The sequence below is a fragment of the Cronobacter sp. EKM101R genome (assembly GCF_963888145.1).
In the GTDB taxonomy this organism is placed as follows: Bacteria; Pseudomonadota; Gammaproteobacteria; order Enterobacterales; family Enterobacteriaceae; genus Cronobacter; species Cronobacter turicensis.
This window is the reverse complement of sequence record NZ_CAWPHW010000001.1, coordinates 654,119-673,964: the sequence shown is the minus strand read 5'-3', so window position 1 is coordinate 673,964 and position 19,846 is coordinate 654,119. Positions and strand designations below refer to the sequence as shown.

Annotated in this window: 14 protein-coding genes; 6 read left to right on the top strand and 8 right to left on the bottom strand. The window is 63.4% G+C overall.

Annotation, left to right across the window (positions count from 1 at the left end; translation table 11 throughout):
* Positions 1-261: 261 nt before the first annotated feature.
* A complete protein-coding gene (narX, locus tag AACV31_RS03305) occupies positions 262-2,070 on the top strand; it encodes a nitrate/nitrite two-component system sensor histidine kinase NarX (RefSeq protein ID WP_105596703.1) in 1,809 nt (602 codons plus the stop codon).
* Complete coding sequence (gene narL / locus AACV31_RS03300; RefSeq protein WP_007698510.1) at positions 2,063-2,713, top strand: two-component system response regulator NarL; 651 nt, start codon at positions 2,063-2,065, stop codon at positions 2,711-2,713. Before narX ends, narL begins: the two co-directional genes overlap by 8 nt.
* Here narL and AACV31_RS03295 read toward each other — a convergent pair.
* Positions 2,710-4,125: a YchO/YchP family invasin gene (locus tag AACV31_RS03295; RefSeq protein WP_165154410.1), complete on the bottom strand. Its 1,416-nt coding sequence runs from the start codon at positions 4,123-4,125 to the stop codon at positions 2,710-2,712. The genes narL and AACV31_RS03295 overlap by 4 nt on opposite strands.
* Before the next feature lie 178 nt (positions 4,126-4,303).
* Here AACV31_RS03295 and AACV31_RS03290 point away from each other — a divergent pair, with 178 nt between their 5' ends.
* On the top strand, positions 4,304-4,858 hold the full coding sequence (locus AACV31_RS03290; RefSeq protein WP_165154412.1) for a YbhB/YbcL family Raf kinase inhibitor-like protein: 555 nt from the start codon (positions 4,304-4,306) through the stop codon (positions 4,856-4,858).
* Here AACV31_RS03290 and AACV31_RS03285 read toward each other — a convergent pair.
* The 6 genes from AACV31_RS03285 to AACV31_RS03260 all read right to left on the bottom strand — a co-directional run bounded on the left by AACV31_RS03285 (position 4,754) and on the right by AACV31_RS03260 (position 16,226).
* The gene (locus AACV31_RS03285) at positions 4,754-7,456 is read right to left on the bottom strand and encodes a nitrate reductase (protein ID WP_165154414.1); all 2,703 of its coding nucleotides are present in this window, start codon (positions 7,454-7,456) and stop codon (positions 4,754-4,756) included. The two genes, AACV31_RS03290 and AACV31_RS03285, sit on opposite strands and share 105 nt — an antisense overlap.
* Positions 7,453-11,520 carry a nitrite reductase large subunit NirB gene (gene nirB, locus AACV31_RS03280; protein ID WP_165154416.1) on the bottom strand — a complete coding sequence of 1,356 codons (4,068 nt, stop codon included), beginning with the start codon at positions 11,518-11,520 and terminating at the stop codon, positions 7,453-7,455. Before nirB ends, AACV31_RS03285 begins: the two co-directional genes overlap by 4 nt.
* 9 nt (positions 11,521-11,529) lie before the next feature.
* A complete protein-coding gene (locus AACV31_RS03275) occupies positions 11,530-12,318 on the bottom strand; it encodes an ABC transporter ATP-binding protein (RefSeq protein ID WP_105580868.1) in 789 nt (262 codons plus the stop codon).
* Between the two features lie 9 nt (positions 12,319-12,327).
* A complete protein-coding gene (ntrB, locus tag AACV31_RS03270; protein WP_075198551.1) occupies positions 12,328-13,209 on the bottom strand; it encodes a nitrate ABC transporter permease in 882 nt (293 codons plus the stop codon).
* Between the two features lie 9 nt (positions 13,210-13,218).
* Entirely contained in the window at positions 13,219-14,469 is a 1,251-nt protein-coding gene (locus AACV31_RS03265; RefSeq protein WP_165154418.1) for a CmpA/NrtA family ABC transporter substrate-binding protein, read from the bottom strand.
* Positions 14,470-15,020: 551 nt separating this feature from the next.
* Entirely contained in the window at positions 15,021-16,226 is a 1,206-nt protein-coding gene (locus AACV31_RS03260; protein ID WP_165154420.1) for a nitrate regulatory protein, read from the bottom strand.
* 71 nt (positions 16,227-16,297) lie between these two features.
* On the opposite strand from AACV31_RS03260, the gene AACV31_RS03255 reads away from it, so the two are divergent.
* The 3 genes from AACV31_RS03255 (at position 16,298) to AACV31_RS03245 (ending at position 19,042) form a co-directional block, all read left to right on the top strand.
* On the top strand, positions 16,298-16,651 hold the full coding sequence (locus AACV31_RS03255) for a DsrE/DsrF/TusD sulfur relay family protein (RefSeq protein ID WP_007762079.1): 354 nt from the start codon (positions 16,298-16,300) through the stop codon (positions 16,649-16,651).
* 148 nt (positions 16,652-16,799) lie between these two features.
* The gene (locus AACV31_RS03250) at positions 16,800-18,587 is read left to right on the top strand and encodes a methyl-accepting chemotaxis protein (protein WP_165154422.1); all 1,788 of its coding nucleotides are present in this window, start codon (positions 16,800-16,802) and stop codon (positions 18,585-18,587) included.
* A 209-nt stretch (positions 18,588-18,796) separates the two neighbouring features.
* On the top strand, positions 18,797-19,042 hold the full coding sequence (locus tag AACV31_RS03245) for a DUF1883 domain-containing protein (RefSeq protein ID WP_007762087.1): 246 nt from the start codon (positions 18,797-18,799) through the stop codon (positions 19,040-19,042).
* Positions 19,043-19,071: 29 nt separating this feature from the next.
* On the opposite strand, the gene AACV31_RS03240 is transcribed toward AACV31_RS03245, so the two are convergent.
* A complete protein-coding gene (locus tag AACV31_RS03240; RefSeq protein ID WP_105538743.1) occupies positions 19,072-19,770 on the bottom strand; it encodes a gamma-glutamylcyclotransferase in 699 nt (232 codons plus the stop codon).
* Between the last annotated feature and the right edge of the window lie 76 nt (positions 19,771-19,846).

Sequence of the window (19,846 nt, the reverse complement as noted above, 5' to 3'; positions counted from 1 at the left end):
GCGCTTAAGTTGATGTAAATCAATGGATATTCTCTCTGTAATTTGAGCAAAAAATCTCCTTACCCCCCAGGGAGTAGGCGTAAGCGCTAAAAAAAGTGTGGTTTTTCAGGCGCAGCGCGTGTCTGCACGCGCCAGGTTTACAATGGGTGACATGAATGGCAATAAAGGAGTAATCCACAGTGGGTATGGGTATACTCCAGGGGATACCTGAGAATAAGCCCCACGCCTGTCCCGACGCCGTGTAAAGGAGCGCGCATCGCCATGCTGAAACGACGCTTTTCCCCGCTGACGCTTGCCAATCAACTGGCGATTATCGTCTTGCTGCTCGCCGGTCTCGGCATGGGCGGCATGGCGCTGGCGGGCTGGCTGGCCCAGGGCGTTCAGGGCAGCGCGCATGCGATCAACAAAGCAGGCTCGCTGCGCATGCAGAGCTACCGCCTGCTCGCCGCCGTGCCGGTCGGCACGGCCCGCGCGGAGATGTTCAGCGACATGGAGCGCACCGCCTGGAGCGATGAGCTTCAGCAGGCGGCCGTGCGCGACGGGCAGCAGGCGGCGCTGCTGGCTATCCAGCGCTATTGGCGTCAGCATCTGGCGCCCGCGCTGCACGACGCCCGCTCCCCGCAGGAGGTCAGCGCGCAGGTGGCGCAGTTTGTCGGCCAGATAGACGCGCTGGTCAGCGCGTTTGACAGCTCCACCGAACACCGCATCGCCCAGATAGTGATGCTGCAACGCGGGATGGCGCTGCTGATGGGCCTGCTGCTCCTCTTCACCCTGCTCTGGCTGCGCCGTCGACTATTGCGTCCGTGGCGTCAGCTGCTCGACATCGCCCACGCCGTCGCCCACCGCGATTTCAGCCAGCGCGCCAGCGTTTCGGGGCGCGATGAGATGGCAACACTTGGCCATGCGCTCAACAGCATGTCGGCGGAGCTTGCCGAGAGCTACGCGAGCCTTGAACAGCGCGTGCAGGAGAAAACCGCCGGGCTTGAGCAGAAAAACCAGATCCTGTCGTTTTTGTGGGAGGCGAATCGCCGCCTGCACTCTGACGTGCCGCTGTGCGAGCGCCTGGCGCCGGTGCTGACGCGCCTGCAAAATCTTACGCTGCTGCGCGATATCGCGCTGCGCGTCTATGAAGTGGATGACGAAGAGCACTATCAGGAATTTGTCTGGCAGCCGGACGAGCGCTGCGACGAAATCGGCTGTCATCTCTGCCCGCGCGACCTTTCTGCGCCGAGCGAAACCGGCACCACGCTGAAGTGGCGTCTGGGCGATTTGCACACGCAATACGGGCTTCTGCTGGCGACGCTGCCCGCAGGCTGCCACCTGAGCCGCGACCAGCAGCAGATGATCGATACCCTGATGGAGCAGCTCACCGCGACGCTGGCGCTTGAGCGTCAGCAGGAGCGTAAACAGCAGTTGCTGGTGATGGAAGAGCGCGCCGCCATCGCCCGCGAACTGCACGATTCCATCGCTCAGTCGCTCTCCTGTATGAAGATGCAGGTGAGCTGCCTGCAAATGCAGGGTGACGCGCTGCCGGAAGAGAGCCGCGAACTGCTCGGCCAGATCCGCCACGAACTCAACGCTTCCTGGCGACAGTTGCGCGAACTCCTCACTACCTTCCGCCTGCAACTTAACGAGCCGGGCCTGAAAGCGGCGCTGGTGGCGAGCTGTCAGGAATTCAGCGCGCGGCTCGGCTTCCCGGTGGTGCTCGATTATCAGCTTCCGCCGCGGCTGGTGCCGTCGCATCAGGCGATTCATCTGGTGCAAATTGCGCGCGAGGCGTTAAATAATGCGCTCAAACACGCCGAGGCGAGCGCCATTCATGTCAGCGTCACGCTGCATCAGGGCCAGGTGCGGCTGTGCGTGGCCGATAACGGCCGCGGCCTGCCGGATAACGCCGGGCGCACCAATCATTACGGCTTAATTATTATGCGCGACCGCGCGCAAAGTTTGCGCGGCGACTGTCAGGTACGGCGACGGACAGAAGGCGGCACCGAAGTGGTGGTGACCTTTATCCCCGATGCGCCGTTTTCATCCGTACCCGCACTTCCAGAAGGAGAAGTTCATGAATAACCCGGAACCGGCAACCATTCTGCTGATAGACGATCACCCGATGCTGCGCAGCGGCGTAAAACAGTTGGTCAGCATGGCGCCCGCTATCACGGTGGTCGGCGAAGCCGGAAACGGCGAGCAAGGCATTGAAATGGCCGAAGCGCTCGACCCGGATCTGATCCTGCTTGATCTCAACATGCCCGGTATGAACGGCCTGGAAACGCTCGATAAGCTGCGCGAAAAAGCGCTCTCGGGCCGGGTGGTGGTGTTCAGCGTCTCCAACCATGAAGAAGACGTGGTCACGGCGCTCAAGCGCGGCGCGGACGGGTATCTTCTGAAAGATATGGAGCCGGAAGATCTGCTTAAGGCGCTGCAACAGGCGGCGGCAGGCGAAATGGTGTTAAGCGAAGCGTTAACGCCGGTGCTGGCGGCAAGCCTGCGTGCAAGCCGCGCCACATCAGGCCGCGATGTCTCCCAGCTCACGCCGCGCGAGCGCGACATTCTCAAGCTCATCGCCCAGGGCCTGCCGAACAAAATGATCGCCCGCAAGCTCGATATCACCGAAAGCACTGTTAAAGTGCACGTGAAACATCTGCTGAAAAAAATGAAGCTTAAATCGCGCGTTGAAGCGGCGGTCTGGGTGCATCAGGAACGTATTTTCTAAGGCGTGGGCGCCAGCAGTTCGTAGCGCGGATCGTCCTGGGGCAGCGTCTGTACCGGCGCCGACAGTTTCAGGGTTATCCAGTTCGACGTCACCCGCTGGCCCTGCTCATCTTCCACCGTCACCGACAGCCGCCAGCTGTTGCTGGCCCCCGGCGAGTTATCCCAGGCAGGCATAATCACCGTCCAGCCGTCGGCGCTGGTGCTGTCGAGCGGCGGCGTCAGGCTCAGCGCCTGGGTGTCGCCCTGCCAGGAAAGCTGACGAATGCCGTGGCGGCTGCGCGCCTGCAGTTTCAGCGCCACTGTCTCGCCCGCGCTAAGATCCCAGGGCGGCGTCGCGAGGAATACCGACAGCGTCTTGCGCTGGCGAAACTCCATGACCGGCACGTTCGTGCGCTCCACACGGTCATACCGGCTGCCGCGCAGCGAACGCGAAGCCGCCACTTCATCCGGCGAGAGTTGCTTGTTCAGCGGCACCCCAAAGCGATAATTGAGCTTCAGCCCTAAATCATTCTGGCTCACGCCGCTTTCGCCCTGGCGGTGATGCGCGCTCACGGTGACGAGCGGCACTGGCGTATAGCTCAGCCCCACTTTCACCGCGACCGGATTGTGATAACCGGTGCCGCTGTCAAACAGCTCCACCTGATCGCCGAAATATTGCTCAAAGCTGACGCTGGTATTGATGTGCTGGTAAAACGGCAGATACGCCTGAGCGGTAACGTCGTAACCGCGCGCCATGCGCTGCTCCAGCAGGCCGGCGCGATGCTCCCACCCGCCGAGCGGCTGATAGTAGTTGGCGGAAAGACGCAGATAGTCGCCCCACGCCTCTGCGCCAAACCCGGCGCGCGACGTATCGTCGTCAAACAGGCGATCGTAAAAGGTGTTATAGCCGAGCAGCCAGTGACCGGCCGTCCAGCGCTGGCCGATGCCCGCATTGCCGACCAGGCCCTGATTTTGCTGGCTGACGCCGACCTGGCTCCAGGTGAGGTAGCGGTTATTGTCCTGCCAGGGCGTAAACAGCGAGCCGCTACTGCCGTTAAAATTCCCCTCTTCATCCACCAGCAGATCCACCGTGGCGTTGCCCCAGGGCGACAGGAGGCTTTCAGCCTCGCTGGTAATGCTGCTGCTGACCGCGTCACGCAGGCGGGTAAATGCGAAATGGCGCGCCTGCTGGCCGGGTGAAAGCGCGCTGTCGGTCTGGCTCGCTTCGCCAAAGGCTTTTAACACGTGGGCAAAATGCTTTTCCGCCGCGTCATTTTCAGGCGCGAGGCCGAGGTCGGGCAGGTTATCGCCATTTTCATCGAAGGGATTTTGCGCCTGGCGCACGTAGTCGTCGCTCTGGCTGGCCGGGAATGCCCGGGCCGGCAACAGCGCGGCGGTAACAACAGAGGGGAGAACAACCAATAACCACCGCATCACGTATGAATTTTTCTCTCCTGGGCCGGGTTTGCCGGAAAATGGATACATTTACACAGTATACCATATCGGGTTTGCCGCTCCCGACAAGCCCCGACGCCCCTTTTAAGGATAATCCGCAGCCCGTTTGCGCGCGGTGCGCTACGCTTAACGTTCCCACCCTGCGTGAGACACGCTGATGAAAAAATCGCTGCTCGCTTGCCTGTTTGCTATTGCCGCTGTTAACGCCGTCGCCGCGGAGTCTGACGACGGTATCTTCATGTTGCAGTCCCCGTCGTTTGCCGATAACGGCATGATGGAGAAAAAATTCGCCGGTAACGCGAAGCAAAATCCGAACTGCACGGGTGAGAATCAGTCGCCCGCGCTTATCTGGAGCCATGCGCCGCAGGGCACGACGCGTTTCGCGCTGATCGTTCACGATCCGGAAGGCGCGAAGGGGCTCGGCGTGACGCACCTGGTCGCCTATAACATTCCCGCCACCACCACCGGGCTTGCCGCCAATGCGCTGACCGACGGCAAAGGCTTCACCGCCGGAAAAAATACGCCGGGCACCCGCGCCTGGCATGGCCCCTGCCCGCCGCCCGGCAGCGGCGCGCACCATTACACTTTCACGCTTATCGCGATCGACTTACCGAGCGATCTCCCGCCCGGCCTGACGCGCGATGAACTCTTCGCGAAGCTCAAAGGCCACGCGCTCGGCGCCACCGGCCTGATTGGCCGCTTCGGGCAGTGAGGCCGTCTGCGCCAGCAGCGCTTTTAGTTCCGGGATGCACGAGCCGCAGTTTGTGCCGCAGCGCAGGGTGTCGCCGAGCTTTCCGGGGCTGTCGCAGCCCGCGCTAATGGCGGCCCGGATAGCGTTTTCATCCACGCCAAAGCAGCTACAGATCGTGCGCCCCTTCGCGGGCGCATGGCGCGCGCCCTTTCCTGCCAGTAGCGCATGACGCGCGGCGGCGTTCGCAGGCGGAGCAACGAATGCCGCCGCGATCGCCTCGCTCTCCACTGCCGGACGACGCGCCGCGCTGTAAAACGCCAGCATCAGCACGCCGTCGCACCACGCCAGCAGATGAAAAAACCCCTCGCCCTGCGCATACTGCATTTGCCAGCCTTCCCGCCCGGCCAGCTCGCGTAGCCAGCGCTGCGGCGACGCAACGCCCGCCAGCGTGAAGTGCAGACACCCGTCCAGCGCCCTGCGCCACCACAGCAGATCGGGCGCAAGCGGCGGCATCGTGCGGCAGAACAGTTCGCCCTGCCACCCGACGCGGCGTTTTTGCAGGCGCACGGCGGTCTGTTTGCTTTCCGGCTGGCCGGAATGCGGGCAGCAGACCGGCGCCACCAGCGTATTGACGCGCCCGTGGCTCGCGAATTGCGCGTTCCAGTGCATCGGGGCGAACAGCGCGCCTGGCGCCTGGGCGTCATCGAGCGTCGCCCAGCCGACCATAAAACCTTGCGTGGACGCCACTTCCACCAGATCGCCTTCACGCACAGCGTGGCGCGCCGCATCGTCAGGATGCATGACCACCTGCGGCAGCGGCTGGTGCTGCATCAGCCGCGCCACGCGGCCGGTGCGGGTCATGGTGTGCCACTGATCGCGGATGCGCCCGGTATTGAGCCACAGCGGGTAGCGCGCGTCGGGCTGCGCCTGCGGCAGCGCCGGGGAGACCGCCACCATATTGAGCCTGCCGCCGCGCCAGCCCGTTCCTGTTTCCAGCAGACGCGGCGTGCCCTGCGGCTGTTTGACCGTCACCGGCCACTGCACCGGCGCGAGCGCGTCATACGCCTCGCGGGTGAGAGAGGCCAGCGCGCTGATATCAAACGCCCGCGCGCCGTCGTTCTCAAAGCCCGACAGCGCCGCGTGCTCGCAAAAAATCTCGTGCGGGTGTTGCCAGCCAAACGCCTCGCTGAAACCCAGGCGGCGCGCCATCTGCGCGACTATCCACCAGTCCGCACGCGTTTCGCCGGGCGCGGGCAGAAAGGCGCGCTGGCGCGAGATCCGCCGCTCTGAATTGGTGACCGTGCCGTTTTTCTCGCCCCAGCCCAGCGCCGGAAAACGAAAATGCGCAAAATCCGCCGTGTCGGTCTGCGCGGTAATGTCGGACACCATTACCAGTTCGCAGCGCGCCAGCGCCTGGCGCACCGCGTCGCTGTCCGGCAGCGACACCGCCGGGTTGGTGCCCATAATCCAGACGGCTTTCACCTCGCCGCGCCCGATGGCGTCAAACAGCTCGACCGCCATCAGACCGGGCGTCTGCGCGATGCGCTCGCTGCCCCAGAACCGCCCGAGGCGGGCAATATCCGCCGGATCAAAACCCATATGACAGGCGAGCTGATTGGCAAGGCCGCCCACCTCGCGGCCGCCCATCGCGTTCGGCTGACCGGTCAGCGAAAACGGTCCACAGCCGGGCCGCCCGATGTTCCCGCTCGCCAGATGCGCGTTAATTATCGCGTTGCACTTGTCGCTGCCGCTGGACGACTGGTTGATGCCCATGGTGTAGAGTGTCATCGCTGTGGGCGCGCTCAAAAACCAGTCGTAAAAGCGGGCCACCTCGGTTTCCGCCAGCCCGCAGAACTGCGCCACGCGCGCCACGCTCCACTCGCGCGCGGCCGCAAGCGCCTGCGCCTGTCCGTCGAAAGCCTCCGGCGCGAGCGAGTCCGAAAGCGCGTTCAGCAGCCCGACAAACAGCCCGGCGTCGCTGCCGGGCGCCAGCGCCAGATGGAGATCGGCGATATCGCAGGTCGCGGTACGCCGCGGATCGATGACGACAATTTTCATCGTCGGGCGCGCCTGCTTCGCGGCTGCGATGCGCTGATACAGCACCGGGTGCGCCCAGGCGGCGTTGGAGCCGACGAAAACCAGCAGATCGGTCTGCTCCAGATCCGCATAGCTGCACGGCACCGCGTCGGCGCCGAACGCCCGCTTGTAGCCCACCACGGCGGAAGACATGCAGAGCCGCGAGTTGGTGTCGATATTCGCCGCGCCGATAAATCCCTTCATCAGCTTATTGGCGGCGTAGTAATCCTCGGTAAGCAACTGCCCGGAGGCGTAAAACGCCACCGCCTGCGGGCCATGTTTGTCGATAATCGCCCCAAGGCGCGAGGCCGCCGCGTCGAGCGCCGTCTCCCAGCTCGCCCGTTCGCCGTCGATTTCCGGGTACAGCAGCCGTCCGTCATGGCCGGTCGTCTCGCCAAGCGCCGCGCCTTTAACGCACAGCCGCCCGACATTCGCCGGATGGTTTTCATCGCCGCGCACGCTCACCGCGCCGCTGTCGTCGCGCTGCGCCACCACCCCGCAGCCCACCCCGCAATAGGGGCAGGTGGTTTTAACGCCGTTCATGACGCCTGCGCCTGTAACAGCAGCGCCTGACCGGCCACCCACACCTTGCCGCCCTCCACTTTCACCGGCCAGGCGCGCACCGCCTCGGCGAGCCCTTCCGCGAGCCGTCCGTCGCGCAACCGGATGCGCTGTTTGTAGAGCGGCGAAATCACCACCGGTTCGCCGCCGACGTCCCCCACCAGCCCGCGCGACAGCACGTTGGCGTCGCTGCCCGGCTCCAGATTGTCGAGCGCGTAGACGCGATCGCCGAAGCGGAACAGCGCAATCTGCATCTCGCCAAGCCGCGCGCCGATACCCGCCTGCGGCGGAATATCATTCACGTCGCACACCGCCTGCCACGGACGCTCCGGCGCGCGCGGCGTCAACGGCTGCACCACGTCCACCGGCTGCGGCTGGCCTCTGAGCTCGCGGCGCTGCACGGCTTCATCCGGTTTGTCGCTGTTCACATACGAGCGGAACAGCGCCAGCCGGTCGGGGCTCGCCAGCGTGGTCTGCCATTCGCACTGGTAGCTTTCGACCACCTGCGCCATTTCGCGCTCCAGTTCCTCGCCGATTCCGAGCGAATCCTCAAGAATGACCTCGCGCAGATAATCAATGCCGCCTTCCAGGTTATCCATCCAGGTGCTGGTGCGTTGCAGGCGGTCGGCGGTGCGGATGTAAAACATCAGGAAGCGGTCGATGGTGCGCAGCAGCGTCTCCCGGTCGAGATCGCTTGCGAAGAGATCCGCGTGGCGCGGCTTCATGCCGCCGTTGCCGCAGACGTAGAGATTCCAGCCTTTGTCGGTGGCGATAACACCCACATCCTTGCCCTGCGCCTCGGCGCATTCGCGGGTGCAGCCGGAGACCGCCATTTTAATTTTGTGCGGCGCGCGCAGTCCTTTGTAGCGGTTCTCAAGATCCACCGCGAGCCCGGTGGAATCCTGCACGCCGTAGCGACACCAGGTGGAGCCGACGCACGATTTTACGGTACGCAGCGATTTCCCGTAGGCGTGGCCGGTTTCAAAGCCCGCCGCCACCAGCTCCGCCCAGATTGCCGGGAGCTGTTCAAGCCGCGCCCCGAAGAGATCGATGCGCTGGCCGCCGGTGATTTTGCTGTAGAGCTGATAGCGTTTGGCGATGTGCCCGATGGCGATAAGCCCGTCCGGCGTCACTTCGCCCGCCGCCATTCGGGGTACTATCGAGTACGTGCCATCTTTCTGGATATTCGCGAAGTAGCGATCGTTAGTGTCCTGAAGCGGCAGGTGCGCTGGTTTCAACACATATTCGTTCCAGCACGACGCCAGCACCGAGCCCACCAGCGGCTTGCAGATTTCGCAGCCGTGGCCCTGGCCGTAGCGGCTGATGAGCTGGTCAAACGTGCGGATATGGTTGACGCGCACCAGGTGGTAAATCTCCTGGCGCGAATACGCAAAGTGCTCGCAGATATCTTTTTTAACCGTCACGCCCTGCTGTTCGAGCTGATACTCCATCACCTGTTTGACCAGCGCGCTACAGCCGCCGCAGCCGGTCGCCGCTTTGGTGCAGCGTTTCACCGCGCCCATATCGCCTGCGCCCCCCGACACCGCCGCGCAGATATCCGCCTTGCTGACGTTATGACATGAGCAGATCTGCGCGCTTTCCGGCAGCGCCGCCACGCCGAGCCCTTTGGCGGGCGCGCCGCTGCTGGCGGGCAGTATCAGCGTCTCCGGCTCGGCGGGGAGCGCCATGCCGTTGAGCATCATCTGTAGCAGCGTGGCGTATTCGCTACTGTCGCCCACCAGCACGCCGCCGAGCAGCGTTTTACCGTCCGCCGAGACGACGATTTTCTTGTAGATCCGCTTCGGCCCATGGGTCCACTGATAGCTCTGGCTGCCGGGCGTGCGCCCGTGCGCGTCGCCAAACGACGCCACCTCAACGCCAAGCAGCTTCAGTTTGGTGCTCATGTCCGCGCCCCGGAATGCGGCCGCCTCGCCCGCAAGCGTCGCCGCAGCGACCCGCGCCATCTGATACCCCGGCGCCACCAGCCCGAAAATTTTGTTCTCCCACAGCGCGCATTCGCCGATAGCGAAAATATGCGCGTCACTGGTGCGGCACTGGTCGTCAATCACGATGCCGCCGCGCTCGCCGGTAGCAAGCCCCGCCGATGTCGCCAGACTGTCCTGCGGACGAATGCCCGCCGAAAAGACAATCAGATCGGTTTGCAGGCTGTCGCCGTCGGCAAACTGCATGGTCAGGCCGCCATGCTCTTCCACAATCGCCGTGGTGGATTTGCTGGTATGCACGCTGACGTCCAGCGCCTCGATTTTCTCGCGCAGCATCGCAGCGCCTGGCGCATCGAGCTGCACCGCCATCAGCCCCGGCGCAAACTCGACTACGTGCGTTTTCAGCCCCAGTTGTTTGAGCGCGTTCGCCGCCTCAAGCCCCAGCAGACCGCCGCCCACCACCACGCCGCGCGTGGCGTGCTGCGCGCGCGCACGGATGGCGTCGAGATCGTCAAGCGTGCGGTAGACGAAACAGCCCGGTAGCTCGCGCCCCGGCACCGGCGGCACGAACGGCCAGGAGCCGGTGGCGAGCACCAGCTGGTCGAAATGCGTTTCATGGCCCTGCGCGTCGCGCACGATCTGCTGCGCGCGATCCACCGCCACAATCTGGCAGCCGGTGCGTAGTTCAATACCCGTCTGCGCGAAGAAATCGCCTTGCACCATGGAGAGCGACTGCGCGCTGCGCCCGGCGAAATACTCCGAGAGATGCACGCGATCGTAGGCCGCGTGACGCTCTTCGCCAAAGACGATGATATGAAAGCGCTCATGCAGCCCGGCGCTGACGCACTGCTCCAGAAAATGATGCCCAACCATGCCGTGGCCCACGACCACCAGAGTTTGTTTTGTCATCGTGTCATATCCTGCAGCCGCGGGCTGCGTTTCATCGGTTTCATCAAACAGCAGCCCGGCGCTGGCGCGCAGCGGCTGCCCGAAGTGATTCATCAGCGCGCTGGCGCTGTCGGTATCGCCATACAGCAGCACGCCGGTGAGCCTGCCGTGCTCCAGGATCAAGCGGCGATAGTGGCGGGCTATTGGGTCGAGGCTTATCAGCGTCTGCGCCTGCGGGCCGGGCGTCACCACACCCGCGCTGAAGACCGCGATACCTGTGACCTTGAGGCGCGTGCCTTTTTCTTCATACCCAAAGCGCGCCGCCTCGCCGCAGAGCCTCGCCGCCAGCACGTCCGCCTGCTGCAGACAGGGCGCCACCAGCCCCCAGGTTTGCGCGTTGATTTCACAGCACTCGCCGATGGCGCTCACCGCCGGGTGCGAGGCGCGAAGCGCGTCATCAACGACAATGCCGCGCTGGCAAGCGAGCCCGGCGGCCTGCGCCAGCGCTATCGTCGGACGCACGCCGGTTGCGATCACCACCCGCTGCGCCGCGACGATTTCGCCACAGGCAAGCGTCACGTCATCTGAGGTAATGCGCGTAATGCCGCTGTCGGTCACCACGCGGATGCGGCGCGCGCGAAGGCTTTCGGCAAGCCACTCGCCCGCCTGCGCATCCAGCTGCTGCTCCATCAGCCACGGGTGACGATGCACCAGCGTCACCGCCGCGCCCTGCCGGGCGAGCGCCGCGGCGGCCTCCACGCCGAGCAGCCCGCCACCCAGCACCACGGCCGGGCCAGGCGTGGCGAGAAGCGCCCCGACATCCGCCAGCGTGCGAAAGGCGCGCACGTGCGGCAGCTCGCTGCCTTCAATCGGCGGAATAAACGGCGTCGAGCCGGTGGCGAATACCAGTTCATCCCAGGGCAACGTGCGCGCGGCGGTGGCCACGGTACGCGCGGTCAGATCCACCGCCAGCGCCCGCTCGCCGGTTAATAATGTGACACCGTAACGTGCGTACCATGACGCGTCGTGAAGCTGCGTCTGCGCGGCGTGTTTTTCGCCTCCCAGCACCGGCGAGAGCAGGATGCGGTTATAGGCGGGCACCGGCTCATCGCCGATAAGCGTGATGGCGAAGCGCTCCGGCGCGCGCGCCAGCAGTTGCTCCACCAGACGCACCGCCGCCATGCCGTTGCCGATAATCACCAGTCGTTGCGCCATCGCCGCTCCTTACGCCGCTTTCGGCTGCTTTTCGTAGAGGAAATGCAGGATCTGCTGGCGCAACTGGTGATAGCGGCTGTCGTCGGCGAGCTGCACCCGGTTGCGCGGACGCGGAAGATTCACCTCCAGCGCCTCGCCCACCGTCGCCGCCGGGCCGTTGGTCATCATCAGCACGCGGTCAGAGAGCAACACCGCCTCGTCCACGTCATGCGTAATCAGCACGATGGTGGTGTTGAGCTCCTGCTGGATATGCATCACCGCATCCTGTAGGTGGGCGCGGGTGAGCGCGTCCAGCGCGCCGAACGGCTCATCCATCAGCAGCACTTTGGGCTTCATCGCCAGCGCGCGGGCAATGCCGACGCGCTGCTTCATGCCGCCGGAGATCTCGCCGGGGCGCTTATTGAGCGCGTGTCCCATCTGCACCCGCTCCAGGTTGTGAATAATCCACTCCCGGCGCTGGGCCTTATCCATGGTTTTGCGAAATACCTGATCTACCGCCAGCGCCACGTTCTCAAAGCAGGTGAGCCAAGGCAGTAGCGAGTGGTTCTGAAACACCACGGCGCGCTCCGGACCCGGCCCCGCGATTTCGCGGTTATCGCACAGCAAGCCGCCCTCGCTCGGCAGCGTGATGCCCGCGATGAGATTGAGCAGCGTCGATTTGCCGCAGCCGGAGTGGCCGATAAGACTTACGGTTTCGCCCGCGTTGATGTCGAAACTGACGTTCTGCAACGCCAGGAACTCGCCGCTGGCGGTGTTGAAGCGCTGACTGACGTTCTGTACCTGAATGACGGGTTTCATGGTCGCTCCTTATTTGTCCTGCCAGCTGAAGCGGCGGGCGATAAGCATCAGCCCCTGCTCCAGCAGCAACCCCACCACGCCGATAATGACGATGGCGATGAGAATGTTTTCCACGTTGAGGTTGTTCCACTCGTTCCAGATCCAGAAGCCGATGCCGAGGCCGCCGGTGAGCATTTCGGCGGCGACAATCACCAGCCAGGCGATGCCGATCGAGAGCCGCACGCCGGTGAGCACCGCAGGCAGTACCGCCGGAAAGAGAATGCGGCGCATCACCGTCCATTCGGAGAGCTGTAATACCCGCGCCACGTTCAGGTAGTCGTCCGGAATGCGCTTCACCCCTTCGGCGGTATTGATGACCATGGGCCAGATCGAGCAGATAAAAATGGTCCAGCTGGAGGCGGGCTCGGCCTTCTGAAACAACAGCAGGCCGATGGGCAGCCAGGCGAGCGGGCTGACCGGACGCAGGAGCGCGATAAGCGGGTTGAACATCCGCCCGAGAAAGGTAAAGCGGCCAATCAGAAAACCGAGCGGAATGCCCACCAGCGCCGCCAGCCCGAAGCCCACCGCCACGCGGCTGAGCGAGGCCAGCACATTCCAGCCGATGCCCTGATCGTTCGGCCCTTCGTTGTAGAACGGGTCGGCGAAAAGCGTCAGCGCCGAGTCGAGCGTGCTGAGCGGCGTCGGAAAGCCTTTGCTGCTGACGGCCGCGATTTGCCAGGCGATAACCAGCAGCGCCAGGCCCAGAATGCCCGGCACCACACGGGCCAGCAGCGCGTTCACCGTAGCCGCGAGAGGCGTGCGGCGTTTACGCACCGCCACGCGGGGCATCACTATCACTTCACCGGCGGGCTGTTCGGGCGCCGCGCTCACGGTCTGTTTAAGCTCTTTCATGGTTTCCCCTTAACGTTTCATGGCAAAACGGGCCGCATACGCGGCAGGATCGCGCCCGTCCCAGACGCTGCCGTCCATCAGACGACTGGCGCGACGCGTTGACGCGGGCAGCGCGATGCCGCCCACTGCCTCTGCGGCCTGCTGGTAGATGTCGGTACGGTTGATGCGGGCGGCGATGGCCGCGTAGTCCGGGTCGGTTTTCAGCAGGCCCCAGCGGCGGAACTGCGTTAAGAACCACATGCCGTCGGAGTGCCAGGGATAGCTCACTTCGCCGTCGCGGAAGAAGCGCATACCGTGCGGGTCCTGCCAGCGCTTTCCGGCGCCGTCGTCATACTCGCCGAGCATGCGCGGCGTGAGGTATTGCGCTTTGGTGTTGAGGTACGCGCGTTTCGCCAGCACCTGGGCGGTTTCGCGGCGGTTATCGTCCGAGGCGTCTATCCAGCGGGCGGCCTCCAGCACGGCGGCGGTGAGCGCGCGGGCGGTATTCGGGTTCTGCTCCACCCACAGGCGGCGGGTGCCGAGCACTTTTTCCGGGTGATCCGGGAAGATGGACTGCGAGGTGGCGGCGGTAAACCCGATGCGGTCGTTGATGGCGCGGGCGTTCCACGGCTCGCCGACACAGAAGCCGACCATATTGCCGATGCGCATGTTCATCACCATCTGCGGCGGCGGCACCACCACGGTGCGCACATCGTTGAAAGGATGAATGCCCGCCGCCGCCAGCCAGTAGTACAACCACATGGCGTGGGTGCCGGTCGGAAAGGTATGGGCGAAGGTGTAAGCGCCAGGCTCGCTTGCGGCGATCCGTTTTTTCAGCGCCTCGGGCGTGGTGATGCCTTTCTCCAGGAGATCGGCGCTGAGCGAAATCGCCTGGCCGTTCTGGTTGAGCGTCATCAGGTTCGCCATCGGCTGCGCCTTACCGGCGATGCCGAGCTCCAGCCCGTAGATCAGACCATAGAGCGCATGGGCGGCGTCGAGCTCGCCGGAAACCAGCTTGTCGCGCACCGCCGCCCAGCTCGCCTCTTTGCTGGGCAGGATGCGAATGCCATATTTTTTATCGAAGCCTTTTAGCGCGGCCATAACCACCGGCGCGCAGTCGGTAAGCGGAATAAAACCGACGCGCACGGTCTCAAGCTCGGGTTTGTCCGAGCCCGCGGCCCACACGCTGCCCATCAGCCCCGGTAACAGCATCGCGCCGCCCAGCGCGGCCCCGGCCTGCAACAGGCGGCGGCGGGAAAGAGAAAAGGATGAATCGCTCATGGCTGCTCCTGAAAATAAAAAAGGCGTCCGCCAATGTCCGAAGACATTGCAGGACGCCTTTATCCTTTCCGGTCTGCCCGCCGCCGTTGGCGAGCCGCCGGGAAATGTTTGTCAAGGTTTATTAAGCAAGGGGTGTGCCAGGTTTAACGGCGCACCCGCCGTCCGGTTTTCGCGGCCAGGCTGAGGGGAAATATACAAAGTCGGTGAACACGTTCCGTTCGCCATAACGCCTTTTTTATATGGACGCTTCCCTCACGCGAACGTGCAAAGGGGGCTCGCCGCCGCCCCCTTTGCAATCCCGGCTCCCGGCGGAAAATCGGCCTCATGGGCCGATTTTTTTTAGCCGGAGCAAAACTCTCTCCTCCGGCCTTCTTTTCCTGGTTATCGGGAGGCGGTGGGTGCGCTACGCTTACCCACCCTACGTAAAACGTGAGACCGATATTGTAGGGCGGGTAAGCGCAGCGCACCCGCCAGTGACATCGCCAAAACGCACCGCGCAACTCCCCCGCGCTGCCCCATTTCCATGCACACAATGCCCGCTTGCTGTGCAGCTACTCCTTTGGGGTTACCGGCCAGAGCTGGGCGACCGCCAGCATCGCTTCGGCAATCTCCACCATCCGTTTGTTTTGATCCATCGCGAGCTTACGCAACTGGTGCCACGCCTGCTCCTCGCTGAGTTGCTGATGGCTTATGAGCAAGCTTTTGGCGCGTTCGATAAGCTTGCGCTCCTCAAGATTCGCCTGCAGCGAGGCGAGCTGGCGCGTCAGCGATTCCACCTCGCGGGCCTGCTGGCGCACCAGCGGCAGCAGATGACGCTCAAGCGCCGGGGTCTGCGGCTCGTCATGCACAGGCGCGCGGCGGGCCAGCGCCGTTTCCGGCGTTTCGCTGCTCGTCTCTTGCGCCAGCAGCCTGCGGGCCTCGGCCAGCAGTGCGGCAATCAGCGCCTCTTCGATATCGCGCAGCGCGTCCAGCCGTGTGGTTTGCAGCGCAAACCAGCGCACCGCGCGCGCGCGGTTGTCATCATCGGCCGGCAGCCGCGTACAGGCGAGACGCCGCAGTTGCTCCAGCTCGCGCGTGGCTTCGCCGTCACGGTAGAAACGCTCGCGAATATCGGCGCTGGCGAGCGATAAAAACGTCTCGAAGCAGCGCTGCTGCCCGTCGATACGGTCCGCCAGCCGCTGGCGCAGCGGCTCGCTAAACGCCCCCTGCGTAAAGCCGATAGCGCCGGTGGCGCGCTCCTGGCCTGCCAGTTCCTTGCCCTGCATAAAGCTGTAGAGCGCCGTCAGCGCGCGGGCGAGCGACGCTTCATCAACGCTTTCGCTCGCCTCCGGCACCAGATCCAGCAGATGCCGGATAGTGAGATTAAAATGATCCATCGCCTCGCCGGGCTCCACCTCACGGGCGAGAATGCGCGCGCGAAGCGCAGGCAACTGCTCAAGCTGCCAGAGCGCGCAGGCCATGCGCCAGGAAAGCAGGCTGCCTGCGGCGGCGAGCGGCACAGGGACGGCGCGAAATTGCGCCGCGCGCTGGTCGGTTTCTGTCACGCAAAAGGCGCGCTCACGCGCGAAAAGCTGTCCGCCGGAACAGAGCCAGATGTTGGACGCGCCGCGCTCGCGCTGTAGCATATGCACCAGATGGCTTATCTGGCTGACCCAGTCGCCGACGCCCGACCACGCCTCCAGCTGGCTGCGTTTTCTCTCCCGGGCGAAACGAAACCACGCCTGCGCGTCCTGCAAGGATGTCGCGGGTATTGCCATCGCTCATTCTCCTGTTGTCGCCTTTACAGGAACCAAGCAATAACTATGCCGTCATGGCAAAGGAGTTCCGGATGCAAAAGATCGTGATTATCGCCAACGGCGCGGCTTACGGCAGCGAATCGCTGTTTAACAGCCTGCGTCTTGCCATCGCGCTGCGCGACCAGCCGCAGGCCCCCGAGCTGAAGCTGTTTTTGATGTCAGATGCCGTCACCGCAGGTCTGCGCGGCCAGAAGCCCGCCGAGGGGTATAACGTGCAGCAGATGCTGGAGATCCTCACCGCGCAGAATGTCCCGGTGAAGCTGTGCAAGACCTGCGCCGACGGACGCGGCGTGAGCGCGCTGCCGCTGATTGAGGGTGTGGAGATCGGCACGCTGGTGGAACTGGCCCAGTGGACGCTGGAGGCCGACAAAGTCCTGACCTTCTGATAATTACGCAGGTGTAATAATATTTTCTTATTCACCTGCGTTGCCCATCAAGTCCCTGCCCCGTGTGCCGATATTTTACTTAAAACCCATAACAACACGCTCGTCCCGACACACAACACTTACACAACACACAGCAGGGTATACGCCTATGTTAACGTCCATTCGCGCGCGCATCATCGCAGCCACCGCCGGCTGCCTGGTCGGTGCGCTGTTACTGAACACCATCATGAACTACCAGGTCACCCGGCTGGATAATCAGCAGGCGAGCCTGAATACGCTGCGCAGTACCAGCGCCAGCCACAATCTGGCGATCGGCGACTGGGTCAGCGGTAAAATCGCCATGATCCAGTCGCTGGATACCGTCGCGCTGGGCGCCGATCCGGTGCCGGTCTTTACGCAGATGGCGAAAGCGGGCGGCTTTATGAACGTCTACGTCGGTTACGCCACCAAAACCGCGAAATTCTCCAACCCGGAAGGCGTGCCGGCGGATTACGATCCGACCATTCGCCCGTGGTATCAGCAGGCGGTGAAAGCCGATGCGCCGGTGGTCACTGCGCCTTATGTGGATGCCGGAACCGGCAAGCTGGTGGTGACATTCGCGGTGCCGGTGAAGCAAAACGGCGCGATTGCGGCGGTTGTCGCGGGCGATCTCTCCATGGACAGCGTTATCGCTAACGTGCGCAGCATTCACCCCACCGAGAACAGCAGCGGGCTGCTGGTAAATGACGACGGCACGCTGATTGCGGCGAAAGATCCTGCGCTGACGTCAAAGCCCTTTGATAAGGCGGTGTCGGGCGTCGCGTTCAGCGAACTGAAAGCGAGCGATACGGCGCTGGAGGGTGATATCGGCGGCGCGCAAAAAGCCTTGCTGGCGACGCCGGTGCCGGGCACCCAGTGGTATCTGGTCATCGCGCTGGATGAAAACGACGCGACGTCCGGCATGCGCGCCCTGCTCAACACCTCGGCTATTTCCGTGCTGGTGCTGCTGTTGATTACCGGCGCGCTGATGCATTTCCTGGTCACAAAGCTGTTAAAACGCCTGCTGATGATCCGCGACGCGCTGGTGGCTATCAGCAGCGGCACCAACGATCTGTCGCAGCGACTGCCGGAAGATGGCCGTGACGAAGTGGCGCAGATAGCCCATGCCTTTAACGCCTTCTGCGATAAGCTCTCAGACGTGATGGGCCAGCTGCGCGACGCCAGCGCCTCGGTGAAAGTGGCGGCGAATGAAATCGCGGCCGGGAACCAGGATCTCTCCGGGCGCACCGAGCAGGCCGCCTCCAGCCTGCGTGAGACGGCAAGCGCCGTCGAAGAGATAACCGCGTCGGTCGCCAACTCCACCGATGCGGCGGCGCAGGCTAATACCCAGGCGCAGAGCGCGACGGATGCCGCCTCGCGCGGCGGTGAAGTGGTGTCCAAAGCCATCTCCACCATGCAGCTGATTGAAAGCGCCTCGGCGAAAATCGGCGATATCACCAGCGTCATTGACGGCATCGCGTTCCAGACCAATATCCTGGCGCTGAACGCCTCGGTGGAAGCCGCGCGCGCAGGCGAACAGGGCCGCGGCTTTGCGGTGGTGGCGGGCGAAGTACGTAACCTCGCCAGCCGCAGCGCCCAGGCGGCGAAAGAGATTAAATCGCTTATCGACTCCACCACGCAGAGCGTCGCGACCGGCTCGCGCTACGTTCGCCTCGCGGGGGAATCGATGGAAGAGATAGTCAGCAGCATCAGCAACGTTTCCGGGATCATGCGTGAAATCACGGTCGCCACCAGCGAGCAGATGAAAGGCATCCAGGAGATTAACCACGCGGTGGTGCAGCTCGATCAGATGGTGCAGCAGAACGCCGAACTGGTGGTGCAATCTGCCGCCGCGGCGGGCGCGTTGCAGGGCCAGGCGGGCGAACTCGCCCAGACCGCCGGCCATTTCCGCATTTAATCAGGCGCAGGCGCGCATTCAGACATTTTCCGCGCGCCTGCTCGCCGCTTTGGCGAACAATGTGATGAATATCGTATTGTGGCCGCATTTTTTGATCAAAATCAGCGTTCGCGGCCTCCCTCTTTGGTGTTATTTCCGACAGGTTTTGTGAACAGCCTCACGTTCGAAAGGCTGTCCTGACGGTTTTATCATTGACAGAGAGGTTAAAGATGGCGCGGGTAAAAGCAAGCCTGAAATTGTTTGGCGGAGACACGGTGGTGGTGCGCTGTTCAGCGAATTGCCACATTCATTTAATGAATGCTGGCGAGCGCGCTAAACGTGCGGGGGCGGATATTTTAAGCGTGCAGAACCGCAACAGCGCGTATATCAGCGTACCTTACAGCGGCGTCTGGGATGTGCTTATCGACAGTCACAGCCAGACGCTGGAACACTCCATCAGCTACGTTCCGGCCTGACCATTCTCCCCGGCGCCCGCCGGGGTTTTTCACGCGAAATGCGGTTGCAGTTCGCCGCGCTCGTCGTCATCGCGCGCCTGGCAGGCACGCACTTCAGACGCCAGCTCATCCAGCGACGCTTCACCCATGCCGAGCTTTTTCAGCTCCTGCTCCAGCGAGAAGAGATATTGCGCATTCGTGCCAAGCGGGCCGCTGGCGCGGGCGATAAGCGGCGCGATGGTCGCAGGACGGGTGTCGGCTTCATACAGCGGGTGGCTCGGGTCCATGATAAAGACCAGCGCGTGCACGGTGCGGCCATCATCAAGCGTGAGTTTGCACCAGCCCGGCAGGTAACAGCCGGTGATCATCTCGCGCTTCCACAGCAGCGTCAGTTCGGTTTCAAGCTCCGCCTCGGGCAGACGATACGCGACGCCAGTCGTGGCGCCGCCCTCTTTCAGCGCCAGCATGCGCCCTGGCTGACACGCGCTGCCGCGCCCGGCGGTGAGCCGCAGGCAGAACGCGCGGTGCCAGCCGCTGAGGGTCGCGGCGCAGCGCTCTTCAAACACCATTGCCGGGTTCCACATCAGGGACCCGTAACCAAAAATCCAGACCGGTTCGTTTTCAGGACGACAGGCGAGCGTGGCGGCCAGTGACGCCGCCCGCTGCTCTGGCGTCCACAGTAACGATTCCTCAATGGCTCCGAAAGCCGTCTTACAGTCTGCTGTCATTAAGAAATCACGTGTTAACACCTTCTACCTCCACCACGGCTGCTTCCCTGCGATTTTAAGCGCTTTCAGAATCTTTTTATCGCTCAATCAGAAAGCA

Bases quoted from the DNA above. Each gene is read 5' to 3' on its own strand.
- AACV31_RS03295 (WP_165154410.1), bottom strand. From the start codon at position 4,125: ATGCGGTGGTTATTGGTTGTTCTCCCCTCTGTTGTTACCGCCGCGCTG.
- AACV31_RS03290 (WP_165154412.1), top strand. From the start codon at position 4,304: ATGAAAAAATCGCTGCTCGCTTGCCTGTTTGCTATTGCCGCTGTTAAC.
- AACV31_RS03285 (WP_165154414.1), bottom strand. From the start codon at position 7,456: ATGAACGGCGTTAAAACCACCTGCCCCTATTGCGGGGTGGGCTGCGGG.
- AACV31_RS03275 (WP_105580868.1), bottom strand. From the start codon at position 12,318: ATGAAACCCGTCATTCAGGTACAGAACGTCAGTCAGCGCTTCAACACC.
- nirB (WP_165154416.1), bottom strand. From the start codon at position 11,520: ATGGCGCAACGACTGGTGATTATCGGCAACGGCATGGCGGCGGTGCGT.
- ntrB (WP_075198551.1), bottom strand. From the start codon at position 13,209: ATGAAAGAGCTTAAACAGACCGTGAGCGCGGCGCCCGAACAGCCCGCC.
- AACV31_RS03255 (WP_007762079.1), top strand. From the start codon at position 16,298: ATGCAAAAGATCGTGATTATCGCCAACGGCGCGGCTTACGGCAGCGAA.
- AACV31_RS03265 (WP_165154418.1), bottom strand. From the start codon at position 14,469: ATGAGCGATTCATCCTTTTCTCTTTCCCGCCGCCGCCTGTTGCAGGCC.
- AACV31_RS03250 (WP_165154422.1), top strand. From the start codon at position 16,800: ATGTTAACGTCCATTCGCGCGCGCATCATCGCAGCCACCGCCGGCTGC.
- narX (WP_105596703.1), top strand. From the start codon at position 262: ATGCTGAAACGACGCTTTTCCCCGCTGACGCTTGCCAATCAACTGGCG.
- AACV31_RS03245 (WP_007762087.1), top strand. From the start codon at position 18,797: ATGGCGCGGGTAAAAGCAAGCCTGAAATTGTTTGGCGGAGACACGGTG.
- AACV31_RS03260 (WP_165154420.1), bottom strand. From the start codon at position 16,226: ATGGCAATACCCGCGACATCCTTGCAGGACGCGCAGGCGTGGTTTCGT.
- narL (WP_007698510.1), top strand. From the start codon at position 2,063: ATGAATAACCCGGAACCGGCAACCATTCTGCTGATAGACGATCACCCG.